Source organism: Phenylobacterium sp. Root1290 (genome assembly GCF_001425305.1).
GTDB lineage: Bacteria > Pseudomonadota > Alphaproteobacteria > Caulobacterales > Caulobacteraceae > Phenylobacterium.
In genome coordinates this window covers 47,105-64,227 of the sequence record NZ_LMEE01000003.1, presented here as the reverse complement: position 1 = coordinate 64,227, position 17,123 = coordinate 47,105, and the positions used below count along the sequence as shown (strand labels likewise).

Genomic DNA, 17,123 nt, shown 5'->3' with positions numbered 1-17,123 from the left:
TCTTCCAAGGTGAGTTGGAGGGCTTCATGGCGAAACTCGGCGACGGCGCGCAGAAACTGAATCGGCGTCACCTGCTGGCCATGGGTCTCGTGGCCGGTCCCGTCGTGACCGCGGCCGGCGAAGCGGCCGCCGCCTGGCCCATGCGAAAGCCCAAGACGCCGCCGACCCCGGCGCCGGCTCCCGCCGCCGCCGCCACGCCAGCGCCCGAAGGCCCCTCGGCCGAGTTCGACGAAGAACCGGCGCTTCCCGAGTCGCAGCCGCTGCCGGCGCCGGGCTCGCGCCCCGCTCCCGACTGGAGCCGGCTTCGCGCGCAATGGGACCTCGACTGGAGCGAAGTCGACCTCTCGGCGATGCTGTTCGCCTCGAACCCCCGGCCCGTGCGCGAGGCGATCACCCGCCATCGAACGGCGCTCGACCGCAACCCGGTCACCTATCTGGAGCAGAACAACAAGCGCGGCCAGAACCTCTCGCGGGCGGCCGCCGGCTCCTATTTCGGCGTGCCGACGGACCATGTCGCCCTGTGCGAGAGCACCACCTCCGGGATCGGCCTGCTCTATGGCGGCCTGACCCTGCGCTATGGGCAGGAGGTGCTGACCAGCGTCCACGACTACTACGTCACTCACGAATCGCTCCGGCTGTCGGCCCAGCGCAACGGCTTCACGGTCCGCAAGATCGCTCTGCACGACGGGGCCGAGACCGCCTCCACCGTCGATATCGTCCGCCGCGTGGTGGCCGCGATCACGCCGGCGACCCGCGTCCTGGCCCTGACCTGGGTGCATTCCTCGACTGGCCTGAAGCTGCCGATCCGAGCCATCGCCGACGCCCTGAAACCGATCAACGCCGGCCGCCAGCCCGCCGATCAGGTCCTCTTCTGCGTCGACGGCGTCCACGGCTTCGGGGTCGAGAACACCACCCTGCCGGAGCTTGGCTGCGACGTGCTGGTCGCCGGCTGCCACAAGTGGCTGTTCGGGCCGCGCGGCACCGGCGTGGTGTTCTTCTCGCCCCTGGCGCTCCAGAGGCTGGCCCCGATCATCCCCAGCTTCCTGGCCTCCAACGCCTACTCGGCCTGGATCGGCGGCTTCGATCCCGGCCCCACCACCGCGGCGCGAATGACCCCAGGCGGTTTCAAGGCCTTCGAGCATGTCTGGGCGATGACCGACGCCTTCCAGTTCCACCTCGGCGTCGGCAAGGAGCACATCGCCAGGCGCACCCACGACCTGGCCAGCCAGCTCAAGACCGGCCTGGCGGCCATGCCTCATGTGCGCGTGCGCACGCCGATCAGCCCGCAGATGTCGGCCGGGATCGTCAGCTTCGACGTCGCCGGCATGTCGGCGCGCGGCGTGGTCTCGCGGCTGCGCCAGTGGCGGATCATCGGCTCGGACGCGCCCTACGGCGTCTCCCACGCCCGGCTGACGCCCAGCATCCGCAATACGCCCGACGACGTCGCCTTCGCCCTCAAGGCGATCGCCGCCTTGGGCTAGGGCGCGACCTCGCCACCGCTCACGGCGCTCAGCACCGACGCATCGCTAGGCCCGCGGATAGAGGATGATCTGGGTGCAGCGGAAGGCGGCCATCAGCTTGCCGGTGGCCGCGTCCTCGACCTTGGCGTCCCAGACCTGGGTGGTGCGCCCGCCGTGCAGCAGGCTGGCCGTGCAGATCGCCTCGCCGTCGCGCAGCGTGCCGACGAAGTTGGCCTTAACCTCGGCGGTGGTGAACCCGTTGGCCCCGTCCGGCCAGGCGGTCGAGACGCCATACGCGCAAAGGATATCGGCCACCGACAGCACCGCCCCGGCCAGCAGGTAGCCCGTGTGGGCCACCAGGTCCTGGCGCACCTTCAACCGTCCGACGACCTTGCCGTCGCTGACCTCGGTGATCACCAGTCCCAGGTGCCCGGGCAGCTTGCCCTCGTTGGCCTGGTTCAGTTTCTCGACGCTGGTGTTGTTGGTGGTGGCCGGCATGATTTGCTCTCTCTGGTCGAGCGATCATGCACGCCGTCGCGCAAACTGCTAGAGCGCCGGCATGAGCAGCGCCATCTGGATTCAGACCAGCTATCACGAGGCCTTCAAGTGCGGCGGCTGGGCCTATGTCCGCTGCCATGACAAGGCCGCGTCCGGCCATGCCGGCGGCGAGCGCTACACCACGCCCGAACGCATCGCCCTGGCCGCCCTGGTGGCGGCGCTCAAGGACCTGCCGAAGGGGGCGGTGGCCATCCAGATCGACAACGCCGTCGTCGCCCGCACCGCCGCCCTGATCGCCGCCGGCCGCCCGCCGCAGGGCGAGGACGCCCCGGCCGAGAACCTCGACCTCTGGGCGGCGCTCACCGCCGCCCTCGCCGGCCGCCAGCCCGCCTTCGCCATCGCCGCTCCCAGCAAGGCCAGCCCCACCGGCTTCGCCGCCGCCTGGGCCGAACTGGCCCGCGACAAGGCCAACGCCCAGGGCGCCTTCGTGTCCGCCATTCCCAAGCCCAACCTCGCCAAGGTCGCGGGCCTGCCCCTATAGTCGCGCTCCGTATCCGCGAGCCCGCCCGTGAGCCTGTCCCACATCGCCGACCTGCTCCGTCCGCTGCGGCCGGCGTCCGGCCCGTTCATCGTCGGCGTCACCGGTTCGGTGGCTGTGGGCAAGAGCACCTTCGCCCAGGCGCTGGGCGACCATCTCGCGTCTGACGGCGCAGCGGTGGAGATCGCCTGCACCGACGGCTTCCTGCATCCCAACGCCGTGCTGGAAGCCAAGGGCCTGCTCAGCCAGAAGGGCGTCCCGGCGACTTATGACCACGGCGCGCTGCGCGCGGCCCTCACCGCCGTCCGCAGCGGCCCGGCCGACTTCCCGGCCTATTCGCACGTGACCTACGACATCGACCCGGCCCTGACCCGCCGCCTGGCCCCGCCCGACGTGCTGGTCATCGAGGGCCTGACCCTGCGCCATCCCGACACCGGTCCGGCCGCATTGCTCGACGCGATGATCTACCTCGAGGCCGACGAGGTCGACCTTGAGCGCTGGTACGTCGCGCGCTTTCTGGAGCTCTGGGAAGCGGCCGAGCACGACCCCGCCTCGTTCTACGCCCGCTTCCGTCACATGGACCGCGAGCAGACCGACGGCCTAGCCCGCATGGTCTGGCGCGAGGTCAATCTGAAGAACCTGCACGACCACATCATCCACGCCCGCAGCCGCGCCGACCTCGTCGTCGCCAAGGCGGCCGACCACGCCATCGCCTCCGTGAGCCGCCCATGACCCAGGACTTCGACACCGGCGCGGCGCGGCCCGCGATCAGCCCCAACGCTCTCATCCTGGTCGCCGCCTGGCTGGCCTCCGGGGCGTTCCTGGCCGTGGCGCCGTCGGAGTTCGCGGCCCGCCTGGCGACCTTCGTATTCGTGATCCTCGGCTGGATCCTGGCGGTCATGGTCCACGAGTTCGGCCACGCCTTCATCGCCCACAAGGCCGGCGACCACACCATCCGCGCCAAGGGCTACCTGACCCTCGATCCGCTGAAGTACGTCGACGTCGGGGTTTCCATCGTCATTCCGATCCTGGCCGTCGTGCTCGGCGGCATCGGCTTTCCGGGCGGTGCGGTCTATCTGCGCGAGGATCTGATGCGCAGCCGCTGGTGGCGTTCGCTGGCCTCGCTGGCCGGCCCGCTCGGCACCCTGCTGGTGATGATCGTGCTGATCGCCTTGATCTGGGTCGTGGCGCTCACCCTGACGACCCCGAACGCGCGCATGCTCTGCGACGCGCTCGCCTTCCTGGCCTTCCTGCAGGCGACGGCGTTCGTGCTCAACCTGCTGCCGGTCCCAGGCCTGGACGGCTACGGCGTGATCCGCCCGTTCCTGCCCGACGCCGTGCGCGCGCCGCTGCGCAAGGTCGAGGGATTCGCCATGGTCGGCCTCTTCCTGCTGATCTTCCTGCTGCCGGGCGCCTCGGCGATCATCTTCGCGCCCGCCCTGATGCTGACGGACATCGCCGGCCTGCCCCGCGAACTGATCCAGGCCGGCTGGGAGGCCTTCCGGTTCTGGCAGTCCTAAGCAGCTCGGTCCCCCGCCCCGGCCGTGATCGGCCCGGCGAGGGTGCTCAGGTGGCGCTTGCCCTGCCAGAGTTCAGCCCCGAAGGCGTGGCGGTGATGGGCCGCCTTGTCGAGCGCCGCCTGATCGGAGGCGCACTCCCATTCCTCGACGTCCGCGAACTTGCCCGCGGAGTTCAGCACATAGAGCCGATAGTCCATGGCGCGTCCTTCCCTGTACGGAAAAGCCAACCCGCCGCCCGAGCCCTCAGTTCCGTCGATTGGGGCCCCCTAGGGCGTCTCCCCTAGCTCCGCCTCAACGTTTGCTTAACCCTGGCGACGTCCTGTATCCCTCGTTGGAACAGATGACGAACGCGCCGATTCCCATGCCCGCCCCCTTGCTCATTCTCGGCCTCGATCCCGGCCTGCGCCGCACAGGCTGGGGGGTGATCGCCGTGGACGGCTCGCGCCTGGCCCACGTCGCCCATGGGGTGATCGCCCCCAAGGACAGCCTGCCGTTCGCCGAGCGCCTGCTGGTGCTGTTCGAGGCGATCAGCGAGGTCGTCGCGACGCACGCCCCGCACGAGGCGGCGGTCGAGGAGACCTTCATGAACAACAACGCCGCCTCCGCCCTCAAGCTCGGCCACGCCCGCGCCATGGCGATGATCGTCCCGGCCCGCGCCGGGCTGCCGGTCGCCGAGTACGCCGCCACCGTGGTCAAGAAATCCGTGGTCGGCACCGGCGCGGCCGAGAAGGACCAGGTCGGCTTCATGATCGCGCGCCTGTTGCCCACCGCCGGCAAGACCACCGCCGACGCCGCCGACGCCCTGGCCGTGGCCATCGCCCACGCCCACCACCGCAAGCTTCGCCGCATCGGAGCCGCCGCATGATCGGCCGTCTGCGCGGACTGGTCGCCGAGGTCGGCGAGGAAGAAGCCCTGATCGACGTGGCCGGGGTCGGCTATGTCGTGCGCTGCGGTTCGCGCGCGCTCGGCCACCTGCCGGCGCTGGGCGAGGAGACCGTGCTGCACATCGAGAGCATCTGGTCGGAATCGAACGGCATGAAGCTCTACGGCTTCCTCGGCCGTGACGAGCGCCGCTGCTTCGTCACCATGCTGAGCATCCAGGGCGTCGGCCCCAAGGCCGCGCTCGCCGTGCTCGACGTGCTCGCCCCGCCCGACCTCGCCGCCGCCGTCGCCCGCGACGACAAGGCCGCGCTCGGCCGCGCCAACGGCGTCGGCCCCAAGCTCGCCCTGCGCCTGATCACCGAGCTCAAGGACAAGCAGCTCAGCGACAGCCCGGTCGCCGCCTTCCACGCCCAGGCGTTGAACCCCGCCGCCGCGCCGCCGCCCAGCGCGGTCGGCGAGGCGGTCGCCGCCCTGCTCGGCCTCGGCGTCGCCGAGGTCAACGCCCGCCGCGTGATCGAACAGGCCGCCCTGCGCCTGGGCGAGGACGCCGAGATCCCCGCCCTGATCAAGGCCGGCCTGCAGGAGCTGGGGCGTTGACCCGCATCGTCTCGCCCGACGCCCAGCCCTTCGAGGGCGGGGTCGTCCACGACAAGGCCCTGCGGCCGCAGACGCTCGCCGAGTTCGTCGGCCAGGAGCAGGCCAAGGGCAACCTCAAGGTCTTCATCGAGGCCGCCAAGGCCCGCGAGGAGGCCCTCGACCACGTGCTTCTGTTCGGGCCGCCAGGCCTGGGCAAGACCACCCTGGCCCAGATCGTCGCCCGCGAGCTCGGCGTGAACTTCCGCGCCACCTCCGGCCCGGTGCTGGCCAAGGCCGGCGACCTCGCCGCGATCCTGACCAACCTCGAACCGCGCGACGTCCTCTTCATCGACGAGATCCATCGCCTCGCCGCCAACGTCGAGGAGATCCTCTATCCGGCCATGGAGGACCACGTCCTCGACTTGGTGATCGGCGAGGGGCCGTCCGCCCGCTCGATCCGCATCGACCTGGCCCCGTTCACCCTGGTCGCGGCCACCACCCGCGCGGGCCTGTTGGCCACGCCGCTGCGCGACCGTTTCGGCATTCCGCTGCGGCTGGAGTTCTACACCCACGCCGAGCTCTCCAAGGTGCTCGCCGGCGCCGCCGCCAAGATGGGCCTGTCGCTCAGTCCCGACGGGGCCGGCGAGATCGCCGCCCGCTCGCGCGGCACGCCTCGCGTCGCCGGCCGCCTGCTGCGCCGGGTCCGCGACTTCGCCTCCGCCGACGGGGTCGAGGTGATCGACGGCAAGGCCGCCGCCCGCGCCCTGGCGCGGCTCGACGTCGACCAGGCCGGGCTCGACGCCCTCGACCGCCGCTACCTTCAGGCGATGATCGACAACTACGGCGGCGGGCCAGTCGGGGTGGAGACCATCGCCTACGCCATCGCCGAGGCCCGGGACGCCGTCGAGGACGTCATCGAGCCGTTCCTGCTGCAGCAGGGCTTCATCCAGCGCACGTCGCGCGGCCGCGTCGCCTGCGCCAAGGCCTACGCCCACCTGGGCCTGACCCCGCCGCCGCAACCGCCCGGCGCCGGCCAGGCGACCCTGTTCGACGACTAAGCCAACGGCTGCAGCGCCACGTCCAGGAACCGCCGCAAGGTCGGGGTCGCGTCGTCGCTGCGCCAGACCAGGCCGCTCTCCAGATAGGGCCCCTCGCCCGGCAGGCTCATATAGCGCACGCCCGTCCGCGCCAGATGGCGCAGCGAGGCCGGGACCAGCGCCACGCCGATCCCCGCCGAGACCAGGCTGATGATGGTCTGCATCTGGATCGCCTCCTGCACGATGCGGGCGCCGCCGGTCAGCGACTTCAGCGTCTCGATGGCCAGGTCATAGAAGGCCGGCGCCACGCGCCGCGGAAAGATCACGCCCGCCGCCCCGACCAGCGCGTCGGCCGCCAGCCGCCCGCCCTCGTGCGCCAGCCGCCCCTCGTCGACCCAGCTCTGCGGCACGGCGGCCACCAGCGGCTCGACCAGCAGCCGCCGATAGCTCAACTGGCCCGGCAATCCGCCCGGCGGCGGGATGACGATCCCCGCGTGACCGTGACCCTCCAGCAGGGCGGCGATCTGCAGGTCGCTGGTCGCCTCGCTGAGCGCTATCTCGACCTCGGGATGTAGGGCCGAATAGCGCCGCACCAGGGTCGGCAGGATGCTGTAGTCGGCGGTGCTGACGAACGACAACTCGAGGCGCCCGGTCTCGCCGTCGCGCAGCTGGCGCGCCGTTTCCGGCAGTTCCTCCAGCCCCTCCAGCGCCGCCCTCACATGCTCCAGCCACTGCTCGCCGAACGGAGTCAGCGCCACCTGCCGCTTGGTGCGCACGAAGAGCGGCGCGCCGAGCTCGCGCTCCAAGGCGATGATCGATTGGCTGAGCGGCGGCTGGGTCATGCCGAGCTGCTCAGCCGCGCGGCCGAAATGCAGCGTCTCGGCTACCGCCCTGAAATGCCGAAGCTGGCGCGTGTCCATGTCTGATATCTCAGGCGACCTAATTCGCCTCGCGTAATATATTTCACGAACATCACGCGATTGGCTACGGGTGAGGCGCGCAAACTCGTCAGGACCGACCCGATGCCGACCTATCGCTCACGCACCACCACCCACGGCCGCAACATGGCCGGCGCGCGCGGCCTCTGGCGCGCCACCGGCATGAAGGACTCCGACTTCGGCAAGCCGATCATCGCCGTGGTCAACTCGTTCACCCAGTTCGTGCCCGGCCACGTGCACCTGAAGGACCTCGGCCAGCTGGTCGCGCGCGAGATCGAGCGCGCCGGCGGCGTCGCCAAGGAGTTCAACACCATCGCGGTCGACGACGGCATCGCCATGGGCCACGACGGCATGCTCTACAGCCTGCCCTCGCGCGAGCTGATCGCCGACAGCGTCGAATACATGGTCAACGCCCACTGCGCCGACGCCATGGTCTGCATCTCCAATTGCGACAAGATCACGCCGGGCATGCTGATGGCCTCGCTGCGCATCAACATCCCGACGGTGTTCGTCTCCGGCGGGCCGATGGAAGCCGGCAAGGTCATCATCAAGGGCAAGGAAGTCGCCCTCGACCTGGTCGACGCCATGGTCGCCGCCGCCGACGACAATGTCTCCGACGAGGAAGTCGCCGCCATCGAGCGCTCGGCCTGCCCGACCTGCGGCTCCTGTTCGGGGATGTTCACCGCCAACTCCATGAACTGCCTGACCGAGGCGCTGGGCCTGTCGCTGCCCGGCAACGGCTCGGTCCTGGCCACCCACGCCGACCGCGAGCGCCTGTTCCTGGAAGCGGGCCACCTGATCGTCGACATCACCCGCCGCTACTACGAGCAGGACGACGCCTCGGTGCTGCCGCGCTCGGTCGCCTCGTTCAAGGCGTTCGAAAACGCCATGAGCCTCGACATCGCCATGGGCGGTTCGACCAACACCGTGCTCCACCTGCTGGCCGCCGCCCACGAGGCGCAGGTCGATTTCACCATGTCCGACATCGACCGCCTGTCGCGCAAGGTGCCTTGCCTCTCCAAGGTCGCGCCGGCCAAGGCCGACGTGCACATGGAGGACGTCCACCGCGCCGGCGGCATCATGGCCATCCTGGGCCAGCTCGACCGCGCCGGCCTGCTGCACACCGACCTGCCCACGGTCCATTCCAAGTCCATGGCCGAGGCGCTGGACCATTGGGACATCAGCCGCACCAACAGCGAGGCCGTGCAGACCTTCTTCCGCGCCGCCCCCGGCGGTGTTCCCACCCAGACCGCGTTCAGCCAGGACCGCCGCTGGAAGGAACTCGACCTCGACCGCCAGGGCGGCGTCATCCGCGAAGCCAAGCACGCCTTCTCCCAGGACGGCGGCCTGGCCGTTCTGTCCGGCAACCTCGCCGAGGACGGCTGCATCGTGAAGACCGCCGGGGTCGACGAGGGGATCCTGAAGTTCACCGGCACGGCCCGCGTCTTCGAAAGCCAGGACGAGTCGGTCAGCGCCATCCTGACCGGCAAGATCGTCGCCGGCGACGTGGTCGTCATCCGCTACGAAGGCCCCAAGGGCGGCCCGGGCATGCAGGAGATGCTCTACCCGACCAGCTACCTGAAATCGAAGGGCCTGGGCAAAGCCTGCGCCCTGATCACCGACGGCCGCTTCTCCGGCGGCACCTCGGGTCTGTCGATCGGCCACGTCTCGCCCGAGGCCGCCGAGGGCGGGCTCATCGGCCTGGTCGAGGACGGCGACCGCATCGTCATCGACATTCCGGGCCGGACCATCCAGCTCGACGTCTCCGACGCCGTTCTGGCCGAGCGCCGCGCGGCGATGCAGGCCAAGGGCGCCGCCGCCTGGAAGCCCGCCGAGCGCAAGCGCGTCGTCTCCCCGGCCCTGCGCGCCTACGCGGCCATGACCACCAACGCCGCCCGCGGCGCGGTCCGCGACGTCAGCCAGGTCGAGTAGCCTATCCCGGCGCGGCGCTGTTCAAGACGGCGCCGCGTCCCTAAACCTAGGGCCCATGCAGACCCCGATCCCCACAGCCCCGATCCCGACTGCAGGCGTCATCGACGGCCGCGAGCATGTCCTGCCGGTCCGCGTCTACTACGAGGACACCGACTTCACCGGGGTGGTCTATCACGCCAACTACGTCCGCTATTTCGAGCGCGGCCGGTCCGACTTCCTCCGGGTCGCCGGCGTTCATCACGCCGAATTGCTCGACCGGGACGATCCGGCCGCCTTCGCCATCGTGCGCATGGAACTGGACTTCAAGCGCGCCGCCCGCATCGACGACGCCCTGGCCGTGCGCACCACCTACGACTCCGCCAGGGGCCCGCGGCTCTTTATCAGCCAGAGGATTACGCGCGGCGAGGAGCTGATCTGCGCCGCCAAGGTCGAGGCCGCCTGCATCGATCTGGCCGGCCGCCCGCGCAAGCCGCCCGCCGGCATGCTGGAAACCCTGCGCCCGTTCTTCGCGTAAGGAATTCGTAAAACCGCCTTCACCATTTCGGCGTTAGAGGTCGGTTAACCAGAAGGCATGGCCTTAAGTTCGCCACCGCGGGCGGCTTGAAGTCGTGCGCCTGACATTTCTACGGAGCCCTACGAGCGCATGGACCCCGCTGCGATCACCGCCGACAGCTTTAGCTTCATCAATCTGTTCATCCGCGCCGACTGGGTCGTAAAGGCCGTGATGATCGGCCTGATCCTGGCCTCGCTCTGGTCCTGGACGGTGATCCTCGACAAGGCCTTCCGCCTCACCAAGCTCAACAAGCAGGCCAGCGATTTCGAGGACCAGGTCTCCTCGGGCCGCTCGCTGGAGGACATCGCCGCCGAGGCCGGCGAGCGTCCGACCCAGGCCCTGCCCCGCATGCTGCAGGGCGCGCTCAAGGAATGGCGCGACGCCCGCGCCCGCGGCCTGGTCTCCGAGAGCCAGACCGCCTTCCTGATCCAGCGCATCGACCGCGCCCTCGACACCACCATCGCCCGCGAAAGCGCCCGCGTGGAGAACGGCCTGGGCTCGCTGGCCATCGTCGCCACCGCCTCGCCGTTCGTCGGCCTGTTCGGCACCGTCTGGGGGATCATGAAGGCCTTCCAGGCCATCGCCGTGGAAAAGTCGACCAACCTGGCGGTCGTTGCTCCGTCGATCGCCGAGGCGCTGTTCGCCACCGCCATCGGCCTGATCGCCGCGATCCCCGCCTACATCGCCTACAACAAGTTCTCGACCGACGCCGGCAAGTACGCCGGCCGGCTTGAGGGCTTCGCCGACGACCTGTCCACCGCCATCCAGCGCCGCCTGGCCGAGCGGGGCTAAGGGTCATGGCGCTCTCCTCCCACGACGCCTTCTCCGCCCCCGGCGGCTCGCGCCGTCGGCGCGGCCGCCGCTCGCGCGGCGCGCTGTCCGAGATCAACGTCACCCCGCTGGTCGACGTGATGCTGGTGCTGCTGATCATCTTCATGGTCTCGGCCCCGCTGCTGACCAGCGGCGTGGAGATCGAGCTGCCCAAGACCGAAGCCGGCGCCATGGAGGACCAGAACGAGCCTCTGACCGTCTCCATCGGCCAGGACGGCGCCCTGTTCATCGGCGAGGAGGCCGTGCCCTTCGCCAGCCTCGCCCCGCGCCTGCGCGCCATGGCCGGCGACGACACGGCGCGTCCGATCTATGTCCGCGCCGACGGCCGCTCGTCCTATGCCAGCGTGGCCCAGGTGATGGCCGCGCTCTCGACCTCGGGCTTCACCACCATCAACCTCATAACCGACACCGGCGGACCGTCTTCGGGCGGCGAGCCGCGCTGAGGCGCTGATGGCTCGGGAAAGGTCTGAATTCTCCGGCGCGATGCTCGCCTCCGCCCTGCTCCATGCAGGGGTGATCGGGGCTGCCCTGATCTCGTGGCCGTGGGCCAAACAGCTGCCGCTCGGCTCGGCCGTGCCGATCAACATCGTCGCCAATGCGCCGGTGACCGACCTGGCGCCGGCTGAACAAGGGCCGGAAGACGCCCCGGCCCAGACCGAGGAGCCGGTCCCCGAGGCGCCCGCCCCGCCGGCCGCACCCGCGCCGACTCCGCAGCCGGTCCCAACCCCGCCCAAGCCCGCGCCGGCGCCCGCGCCTAAACCGGTTCCGACCCCCAAACCTGCTCCGGCCAAACCCGCCCAGAAGGCGCCCGCCAAGCCCGCGCCCAAGGCCGAAAAGGGCCTCGACCTAGACGCCCTGGCCGCCAGCCTCCCGGGCGCCCAGCGCTCGTCGGCCGCCAAGGGTCCGGCGCGCCAGGCGACCGCGCCCGAGGCGCGGCCCGACCTCGGCTCGGGCCAGGCCGCCTCCGCGATCGCCGGCATGAGCGATGAGATCCAGAAGCGCTGGAACCCCAATTGCAACGTCGAGGGCGGACGCGACGTGCGGCTGAAGGTGTCGTTCACCCTCGGCGGCGGCGGCCAGGTCGTCGGCCAGGTCGGCGCCCACGGCGCCGAGAATTCCGCCGATCCGGTGGTCAGGGCCGCGGCCGAACGCGCGATCCGGGCGGTCTATGCGGCGGCCCCGTTCACCCGGCTGCCCCGCTCGCTCTACGGCCAGCGCTTCGACCTGAACTTCAAGACCAGTGAGGCCTGTTCGTGAACAAGGAGAACCGCCCTATGCGCCTGAGGACCATGGCCATGGCGCTCGTCGCCGCGCTGCTGTCATCGGCGGCGATCACCGCGCCGGCCCACGCGCAGATCGAAGTCGACATCAATCGCGGCGACGTAAAGCCTCTGCCGATCGCCATCCCGACCTTCAACGGCCCCCAAGGCGCCGAGATCGCCCAGGTCATCACCGGCAACCTGGAACGCTCGGGCCTTTTCGCGCCGATCCCGCCGGCCGCGCACATCGAGACGGCCATGGACGTCAACGTCCAGCCGCGCTTCCCCGACTGGAAGACCCTGAACGCCCAGGCGCTGGTGAACGGCCAGGTCACGGTCGAGGGCGGACGCCTGACGGTGAACTTCCGCCTGTGGGACATCTATTCCGAGCAGCAGCTGCTGGGCCTTCAGTTCACCTCGACGCCCGACAACTGGCGGCGCGTGGCGCACAAGATCTCCGACGCCGTCTATGAGCGCCTGACCGGCGAGAAGGGCTACTTCGACACCCGCGTGGTCTTCGTGTCCGAGAGCGGCGATCGCCTGAACCGTCGCAAGCAGCTGGCGATCATGGACCAGGACGGCGCCAACCCGTCCTACCTGACCGACGGCTCCTACATCGTCATGACCCCGCGGTTCTCCTCGACCAGCCAGGAGATCACCTACATGGCCCTGCGGCCGGAAGGGTCCTCGATCTACCTGTTCAACCTGGAAAGCGGCCGCCGCGAGACCCTCGGCAACTTCCCGGGCATGGTGTTCGCCCCGCGCTTCTCGCCCGACGGCGGCCGCGTGGCCTTCTCGGTCGAGCGGGCCGGCAACACCGATGTCTATGTGATGAACCTGCGCAGCCGCACGACCTCACGCCTGACCTCCGACCCGTCGATCGAAACCTCGCCCTCGTTCTCGCCGGACGGCGCGCGCATCGTCTACAACTCCGACCGCGGCGGCAGCGCCCAGCTCTACGTCATGGACGCCAGCGGCGGCGGCGGGCGGCGCATCTCCTTCGGGTCCGGCCGCTACACCACGCCGGTCTGGAGTCCGACCGGCGACTACATCGCCTTCACCAAGCAGGACGGCGGCCAGTTCCACATCGGGGTCATGAAGCCGGACGGTTCGGAAGAGCGGATCCTGACCAGCAGCTACCTCGATGAAGGCCCCACCTGGGCGCCCAATGGCCGCGTGCTGATGTTCAGCCGCGAAACGCCTGGTGGAGCTCCGCGTTTGTGGACCGTGGACGTCACCGGCCGGATCGAGCGCGCAGCGCCCTATCCAGGCTCCGGATCTGACCCTGCCTGGTCGCCGCTGCTCAATTAACCAGTGTTATCAGGTGCAATTTTCCCCTCGGACGGTCTTTTGAAATGTCCGGCTACGGCAAAGCCGGGTAGAACAAAGAACTGGCTGTGGGGACCCGCCGTCGTCGTAACTTATTAAAAGGAGAAGCCAACGTGCAGAGCTTCAGTATCAAGCACGCCCTTCGACTGAGCTTGGTCGCAGCCGCCGCCATTTCGGTCACCGCCTGCGCCTCGCGCCCGAAGCCGGCCCCCGCGCCGGAACCGACGCCCGCGCCGGCCCCCGCGCCTGCTCCGGAGCCCGCGCCCGCCCCGCCGCCGCCGACCTCGTCGGTGATCCCGGGCTCGATGCAGGACTTCGCCGTCAACGTCGGTGACCGCGTCTATTTCGACCTCGACAGCTACAGCGTGCGCGCCGACGCCGGCCCGCTGCTGGACGCGCAAGCCGCCTGGCTGGTGCGCTATCCGAACGTCCAGGTCCGCATCGAAGGCAACGCCGACGAACGCGGCACCCGTGAGTACAACCTCGCCCTCGGTTCGCGCCGCGCCAACTCGGTGCGCGAGTACCTGGTCCAGCGCGGCGTCCAGCCGTCACGGATCTCGACCGTGTCCTACGGCAAGGAGCGTCCGATCGATGCGGGCGCCAATGACGAGGCCTACCAGCGTAACCGGAACGCCCACACGGCGATCACCTCGGGCGCTCAGTAAGCCGCGTTGTTTGTGAATTGCGGGAGGGGGCCTTCGGGTCCCCTCTTTGCATTTGCGCTCTACTTTGCATGTCCCACCAAGCGCCCCAATTTGGCCGTCCGATTTTGCAGATGATGCCGACCATGAAGCTTACCCGTCTCGCCCTGCCGCTGGCCCTCGCCCTGATCGCCTCGACCGCCGTCGCCCAGGTCCCGATGGACCCGCTGGACGCCCGCGACGCACGCCGCCTGGACCGCATGGAGCAGGTGATGCGCGAACTGCGCTCGATCGTGTTCCAGGGCCGTGACTCCGGAAAGCCCGTCGTCGTGCAGCCGGCCGAGACCGACTACCAGCTCCAGGAGGTCACCCGCCGCCTCGCCGACATGGAGCAGTCCATGACCCGGATGACCGGCGAGCTGGAGAACGCCAACCGCCAGGCCGAGCTCGCCAAGCGCGAGGCCGACGCCCTGCGCGGCGAGAACCGGTCGCTGTCCGACCGCATCGCCAACCTTGAGAGCGGGGCTCTGGCCTCGACCGGCTCGGCTCCCGCCGGCGGCCTGGCGGGCGGGCCCGCCCCGACCGCGCCCACCGCCGGCCTCTCGGCCAACGACGCCTTCAGCCAGTCGCGTCAGGCGATGCTGGCCGGCGACTATGCCGGCGCCGAAGCCGGCTTCCGCGACTATGTCTCGGCCTATGGCGACAACGCCAAGGCGCCCGAGGCCCGCTACTGGCTGGGCAAGACCCTGACCGCGCGCGGCGCCCATGCCGATGCGGCCGGATCGTACATCGCCGCGATCCGCGGCTGGCCCGCCACCACCTGGGCGCCCGACGCCGTGCTCGAGCTGTCGCGCTCGCTGATCGCCCTGAACAAGCCCGCCGACGCCTGCCAGACCCTGGCCGAGCTCGCCCGCCGCTACCCGAAGGCCTCGACCACCGTGCAGACCCGCGCGGCCCAGGCCCGCACCCAGGCCAAGTGCTCGGCCTGAGTCTCGTCGCCGGCGTCCACGCCGTCCTCGACCGCAGGCTCGCCGCGCGATCGCCCGCCCCTGTCGCCGTCGCGCTTTCGGGCGGCGGCGATTCCCGGGCCCTGGCGCTGATCGCCGACACCTGGGCCAAGACCCACGGCCGGCGGCTGCTGATCCTCACCGTCGACCACGGGCTCAACCCCGACAGCCCCGCCTGGACCGCCCAGTGCGCCGCACTGGCCGCGCGGCTCGGGGCGCCGTTCCACGCCCTGGCCTGGACCGGAGACAAGCCGGCCAGCGGCGTGCCCGCCGCCGCCCGCCTCGCGCGCCACCGGCTGCTGGCCGACGCCGCGCGCCGCCTGGGCGCGCGGGTCGTGCTGCTGGGCCACACCGCCAGCGACCTGGCCGAGGCCGCCGCCATGCGGGCCGAGGGCTCGACCACGCCCTCGCCGCGCGAGTGGGCGCCCTCGCCGGTCTGGCCGGAGGGCCGCGGCGTCTTCCTGCTGCGGCCGATGCTGGGCTGCAGCCGCGCGCAGATCCGCCACTGGCTCGCCGCCGAGGGCGAGACCTGGATCGATGATCCGTCCAATGACGATCTACGCTTCGCCCGCGCCAGGGCCCGTGCGGCCGCCCCCGGCGACGCCGCCGCCCCCGAGCCGCCGCCGCCCGAATTCGCCGAGCTGACCGCTCGCGCCCAGGTCGACGCCGCCGGCGTCGTCATGCTGCCGCGGAGCGGGCTGCCCGCGCGCCTCGCCGCCGCCGCCGCCCTCTGCGCGGCCGGGACCGCCCGTCCGCCGCGCGCCGACCGGCTGGCGCGGGTCATGGACCACCTGGCCCGGCCCGAGCCGTTCACCACCACCCTGGCCGGCGCCCGCATCCAGGCGCGCGACGATCAGGTCCTCTTCATGCGTGAGCCGGGCGAGCTGATCCGCACCGGCCTGGCCGACCTGATGCTCGCGCCCGGCGAGCGCGCCGTCTGGGACGGCCGCTTCGAGATCGCCGCCGAGCGGGTCGCGGTCATCGCGCCGCTGGCTGGCCACGCCGCCCAGCTCCCGCCGGCCGAGCGCGAGGCCCTGCGCGCCATCCCGGCCCGCGCCCGCGCCGCCCTGCCGGTCATGCTGGAAGGCCGCCACGCCTATTGCCCGGTGCTCGCCCCGACGCCCGGCGTCGAAGCCGCCAGCCTGGTGCGCGAGCGGCTGCTGGCCGCCGGCGGCGTGATCGACCGCGAAGTCTAGGCCCGTTCCGCCGCGCGCAGCACGTGCTCGACCCCGGTGACGATCGGATCGGCGAAGGCCTTGCCCAGCAGATTGGCGTGGTTGGCGCCCCTCACGTGCTCGACATAGCCCCGCTGCGAGCGCTGCGCCGGCACGACCTGCAGGGCCTTCAGCCGCGCCTGCACCTCCGCGCCGCCCGCCGTGACCACGGCCACCGGCAGCTCGGGCTCGAAGCCGCCGGCCTCGCAGCCCAGCGCCGAGGTGCGCGGCCAGTTCACCACCTCCTCGGCCGCCCATCGCGTGTGGCTGGCCGAGCCGTAGATGCGGCGCTTCTCCTTGCGCGCCTCGCCCTCCAGGCCGATCAGGTCGCCGATCACCAGCGAGACCGGCCGCATGAAGCCTGCCGAGGACCACGCCCCGACCAGCTTCATCGCCCCGCGATAGGCATGGATCCCCGCCGCCGTGCGGCGCACGTCCAGCATCTCCGGCGTCACCGCGTCGACCAGCACCACGCCCAGCACCCGCTCGCGATTGCGCGGCACGAAAACCCGCGCCATCAGCCCGGCCATCGAATGGCCGGTATAGACGATCGGCCCGGTCTCCCCGAGCCGCGCGAGCAGCGCCTCCAGGTCGGCGGCGATCGCGCGGCCGTCCCGCGGCTCGGGGCTCGGGTCCGAGTATCCCAGGCCCGCCCGGTCATAGGCCAGGCTGCGCAGGCCCCGGGCCGCCAGTCGCTCCTGAACCACCGCCCAGTCGGCGGCGCAGCCGAACGCCCCGCACTCCAGGACGATCAGGGGCCGGTCGGTGTCAGGCCCGGCCAGGGCCGCCCGCATCCGGCGGCCGCCGATGTCCACCAATTGGCCCCTGGACGGGTGAAAACGCTGGGCCGTCATCTGCATACCTTGAGCATCGCTCCAATCTAGTCGAGGTTGCCGCTCAAACTAGGA

General features: G+C 70.9%; 20 protein-coding genes. 16 read left to right on the top strand and 4 right to left on the bottom strand.

Translation table 11 applies throughout. From position 1 onward, the window contains the following. Nucleotides 1-26 precede the first annotated feature (26 nt). Nucleotides 27-1,481 carry an aminotransferase class V-fold PLP-dependent enzyme gene (locus ASC79_RS15060; protein WP_056022847.1) on the top strand — a complete coding sequence of 485 codons (1,455 nt, stop codon included), beginning with the start codon at nucleotides 27-29 and terminating at the stop codon, nucleotides 1,479-1,481. Between the two features lie 45 nt (nucleotides 1,482-1,526). On the opposite strand, the gene ASC79_RS15055 is transcribed toward ASC79_RS15060, so the two are convergent. Then, a complete protein-coding gene (locus ASC79_RS15055; protein ID WP_056022850.1) occupies nucleotides 1,527-1,958 on the bottom strand; it encodes a PaaI family thioesterase in 432 nt (143 codons plus the stop codon). Nucleotides 1,959-2,019: 61 nt separating this feature from the next. On the opposite strand from ASC79_RS15055, the gene ASC79_RS15050 reads away from it, so the two are divergent. From ASC79_RS15050 to ASC79_RS15040, 3 genes are read left to right on the top strand one after another with little or no spacing between them, the layout of a single operon-like run. Continuing rightward, nucleotides 2,020-2,499, top strand: a complete 480-nt coding sequence (locus tag ASC79_RS15050) for a hypothetical protein (protein ID WP_056022853.1) — start codon at nucleotides 2,020-2,022, stop codon at nucleotides 2,497-2,499. A 27-nt stretch (nucleotides 2,500-2,526) separates the two neighbouring features. Then, the gene (locus ASC79_RS15045; protein WP_056022855.1) at nucleotides 2,527-3,228 is read left to right on the top strand and encodes a type I pantothenate kinase; all 702 of its coding nucleotides are present in this window, start codon (nucleotides 2,527-2,529) and stop codon (nucleotides 3,226-3,228) included. Next, nucleotides 3,225-4,016: a site-2 protease family protein gene (locus ASC79_RS15040; RefSeq protein WP_056022858.1), complete on the top strand. Its 792-nt coding sequence runs from the start codon at nucleotides 3,225-3,227 to the stop codon at nucleotides 4,014-4,016. Before ASC79_RS15045 ends, ASC79_RS15040 begins: the two co-directional genes overlap by 4 nt. On the opposite strand, the gene ASC79_RS15035 is transcribed toward ASC79_RS15040, so the two are convergent. Beyond that, nucleotides 4,013-4,213, bottom strand: coding sequence for a hypothetical protein (locus ASC79_RS15035; protein ID WP_056022860.1), 201 nt, complete (start codon nucleotides 4,211-4,213; stop codon nucleotides 4,013-4,015). The two genes, ASC79_RS15040 and ASC79_RS15035, sit on opposite strands and share 4 nt — an antisense overlap. Nucleotides 4,214-4,356: 143 nt before the next feature. Here ASC79_RS15035 and ruvC point away from each other — a divergent pair, with 143 nt between their 5' ends. The 3 genes from ruvC to ruvB are packed head-to-tail and all read left to right on the top strand — an operon-like array spanning nucleotide 4,357 to nucleotide 6,532. After that, nucleotides 4,357-4,881, top strand: coding sequence for a crossover junction endodeoxyribonuclease RuvC (ruvC, locus tag ASC79_RS15030; protein ID WP_056022862.1), 525 nt, complete (start codon nucleotides 4,357-4,359; stop codon nucleotides 4,879-4,881). Beyond that, nucleotides 4,878-5,495 (top strand): Holliday junction branch migration protein RuvA, encoded by a 618-nt coding sequence (ruvA, locus tag ASC79_RS15025; RefSeq protein ID WP_056022865.1) that lies wholly within the window; start codon nucleotides 4,878-4,880, stop codon nucleotides 5,493-5,495. Before ruvC ends, ruvA begins: the two co-directional genes overlap by 4 nt. 5 nt (nucleotides 5,496-5,500) lie before the next feature. Continuing rightward, complete coding sequence (ruvB, locus tag ASC79_RS15020) at nucleotides 5,501-6,532, top strand: Holliday junction branch migration DNA helicase RuvB (RefSeq protein WP_369817320.1); 1,032 nt, start codon at nucleotides 5,501-5,503, stop codon at nucleotides 6,530-6,532. On the opposite strand, the gene ASC79_RS15015 is transcribed toward ruvB, so the two are convergent. Then, entirely contained in the window at nucleotides 6,529-7,431 is a 903-nt protein-coding gene (locus tag ASC79_RS15015) for a LysR family transcriptional regulator (RefSeq protein ID WP_200937207.1), read from the bottom strand. The genes ruvB and ASC79_RS15015 overlap by 4 nt on opposite strands. A 102-nt stretch (nucleotides 7,432-7,533) precedes the next feature. On the opposite strand from ASC79_RS15015, the gene ilvD reads away from it, so the two are divergent. The 9 genes from ilvD (at nucleotide 7,534) to tilS (ending at nucleotide 16,197) form a co-directional block, all read left to right on the top strand. Continuing rightward, nucleotides 7,534-9,381 (top strand): dihydroxy-acid dehydratase, encoded by a 1,848-nt coding sequence (ilvD, locus tag ASC79_RS15010; RefSeq protein WP_056022877.1) that lies wholly within the window; start codon nucleotides 7,534-7,536, stop codon nucleotides 9,379-9,381. A 55-nt stretch (nucleotides 9,382-9,436) separates the two neighbouring features. Next, nucleotides 9,437-9,895 carry a tol-pal system-associated acyl-CoA thioesterase gene (gene ybgC, locus ASC79_RS15005; RefSeq protein ID WP_056022880.1) on the top strand — a complete coding sequence of 153 codons (459 nt, stop codon included), beginning with the start codon at nucleotides 9,437-9,439 and terminating at the stop codon, nucleotides 9,893-9,895. A 129-nt stretch (nucleotides 9,896-10,024) separates the two neighbouring features. Further along, nucleotides 10,025-10,726 (top strand): protein TolQ, encoded by a 702-nt coding sequence (gene tolQ, locus ASC79_RS15000; RefSeq protein ID WP_056022883.1) that lies wholly within the window; start codon nucleotides 10,025-10,027, stop codon nucleotides 10,724-10,726. A 5-nt stretch (nucleotides 10,727-10,731) separates the two neighbouring features. After that, on the top strand, nucleotides 10,732-11,208 hold the full coding sequence (locus ASC79_RS14995; protein WP_056022885.1) for an ExbD/TolR family protein: 477 nt from the start codon (nucleotides 10,732-10,734) through the stop codon (nucleotides 11,206-11,208). A 7-nt stretch (nucleotides 11,209-11,215) separates the two neighbouring features. Next, nucleotides 11,216-12,022, top strand: coding sequence for a hypothetical protein (locus tag ASC79_RS14990; RefSeq protein ID WP_056022887.1), 807 nt, complete (start codon nucleotides 11,216-11,218; stop codon nucleotides 12,020-12,022). Between the two features lie 17 nt (nucleotides 12,023-12,039). Next, nucleotides 12,040-13,335: a Tol-Pal system beta propeller repeat protein TolB gene (gene tolB / locus ASC79_RS14985; protein ID WP_056022890.1), complete on the top strand. Its 1,296-nt coding sequence runs from the start codon at nucleotides 12,040-12,042 to the stop codon at nucleotides 13,333-13,335. Between the two features lie 131 nt (nucleotides 13,336-13,466). Further along, nucleotides 13,467-14,018, top strand: coding sequence for a peptidoglycan-associated lipoprotein Pal (gene pal, locus ASC79_RS14980; RefSeq protein WP_056022892.1), 552 nt, complete (start codon nucleotides 13,467-13,469; stop codon nucleotides 14,016-14,018). 122 nt (nucleotides 14,019-14,140) lie between these two features. After that, entirely contained in the window at nucleotides 14,141-14,983 is an 843-nt protein-coding gene (ybgF, locus tag ASC79_RS14975; RefSeq protein WP_056023688.1) for a tol-pal system protein YbgF, read from the top strand. After that, nucleotides 14,980-16,197, top strand: a complete 1,218-nt coding sequence (gene tilS / locus ASC79_RS14970; RefSeq protein ID WP_056023691.1) for a tRNA lysidine(34) synthetase TilS — start codon at nucleotides 14,980-14,982, stop codon at nucleotides 16,195-16,197. The genes ybgF and tilS overlap by 4 nt, the downstream gene beginning before the upstream one ends. On the opposite strand, the gene ASC79_RS14965 is transcribed toward tilS, so the two are convergent. Continuing rightward, the gene (locus ASC79_RS14965; protein ID WP_056022896.1) at nucleotides 16,194-17,075 is read right to left on the bottom strand and encodes an alpha/beta fold hydrolase; all 882 of its coding nucleotides are present in this window, start codon (nucleotides 17,073-17,075) and stop codon (nucleotides 16,194-16,196) included. The genes tilS and ASC79_RS14965 overlap by 4 nt on opposite strands. Nucleotides 17,076-17,123: the final 48 nt, after the last annotated feature.

Coding starts and splice junctions, on each gene's coding strand:
- ASC79_RS15060 (WP_056022847.1), top strand. CDS start 27: ATGGCGAAACTCGGCGACGGCGCGCAGAAACTGAATCGGCGTCACCTG.
- ASC79_RS15055 (WP_056022850.1), bottom strand. CDS start 1,958: ATGCCGGCCACCACCAACAACACCAGCGTCGAGAAACTGAACCAGGCC.
- ASC79_RS15050 (WP_056022853.1), top strand. CDS start 2,020: ATGAGCAGCGCCATCTGGATTCAGACCAGCTATCACGAGGCCTTCAAG.
- ASC79_RS15040 (WP_056022858.1), top strand. CDS start 3,225: ATGACCCAGGACTTCGACACCGGCGCGGCGCGGCCCGCGATCAGCCCC.
- ASC79_RS15035 (WP_056022860.1), bottom strand. CDS start 4,213: ATGGACTATCGGCTCTATGTGCTGAACTCCGCGGGCAAGTTCGCGGAC.
- ruvC (WP_056022862.1), top strand. CDS start 4,357: ATGACGAACGCGCCGATTCCCATGCCCGCCCCCTTGCTCATTCTCGGC.
- ruvA (WP_056022865.1), top strand. CDS start 4,878: ATGATCGGCCGTCTGCGCGGACTGGTCGCCGAGGTCGGCGAGGAAGAA.
- ASC79_RS15015 (WP_200937207.1), bottom strand. CDS start 7,431: ATGGACACGCGCCAGCTTCGGCATTTCAGGGCGGTAGCCGAGACGCTG.
- ilvD (WP_056022877.1), top strand. CDS start 7,534: ATGCCGACCTATCGCTCACGCACCACCACCCACGGCCGCAACATGGCC.
- ybgC (WP_056022880.1), top strand. CDS start 9,437: ATGCAGACCCCGATCCCCACAGCCCCGATCCCGACTGCAGGCGTCATC.
- tolQ (WP_056022883.1), top strand. CDS start 10,025: ATGGACCCCGCTGCGATCACCGCCGACAGCTTTAGCTTCATCAATCTG.
- ASC79_RS14995 (WP_056022885.1), top strand. CDS start 10,732: ATGGCGCTCTCCTCCCACGACGCCTTCTCCGCCCCCGGCGGCTCGCGC.
- ASC79_RS14990 (WP_056022887.1), top strand. CDS start 11,216: ATGGCTCGGGAAAGGTCTGAATTCTCCGGCGCGATGCTCGCCTCCGCC.
- tolB (WP_056022890.1), top strand. CDS start 12,040: ATGCGCCTGAGGACCATGGCCATGGCGCTCGTCGCCGCGCTGCTGTCA.
- ybgF (WP_056023688.1), top strand. CDS start 14,141: ATGAAGCTTACCCGTCTCGCCCTGCCGCTGGCCCTCGCCCTGATCGCC.
- ASC79_RS14965 (WP_056022896.1), bottom strand. CDS start 17,075: ATGCAGATGACGGCCCAGCGTTTTCACCCGTCCAGGGGCCAATTGGTG.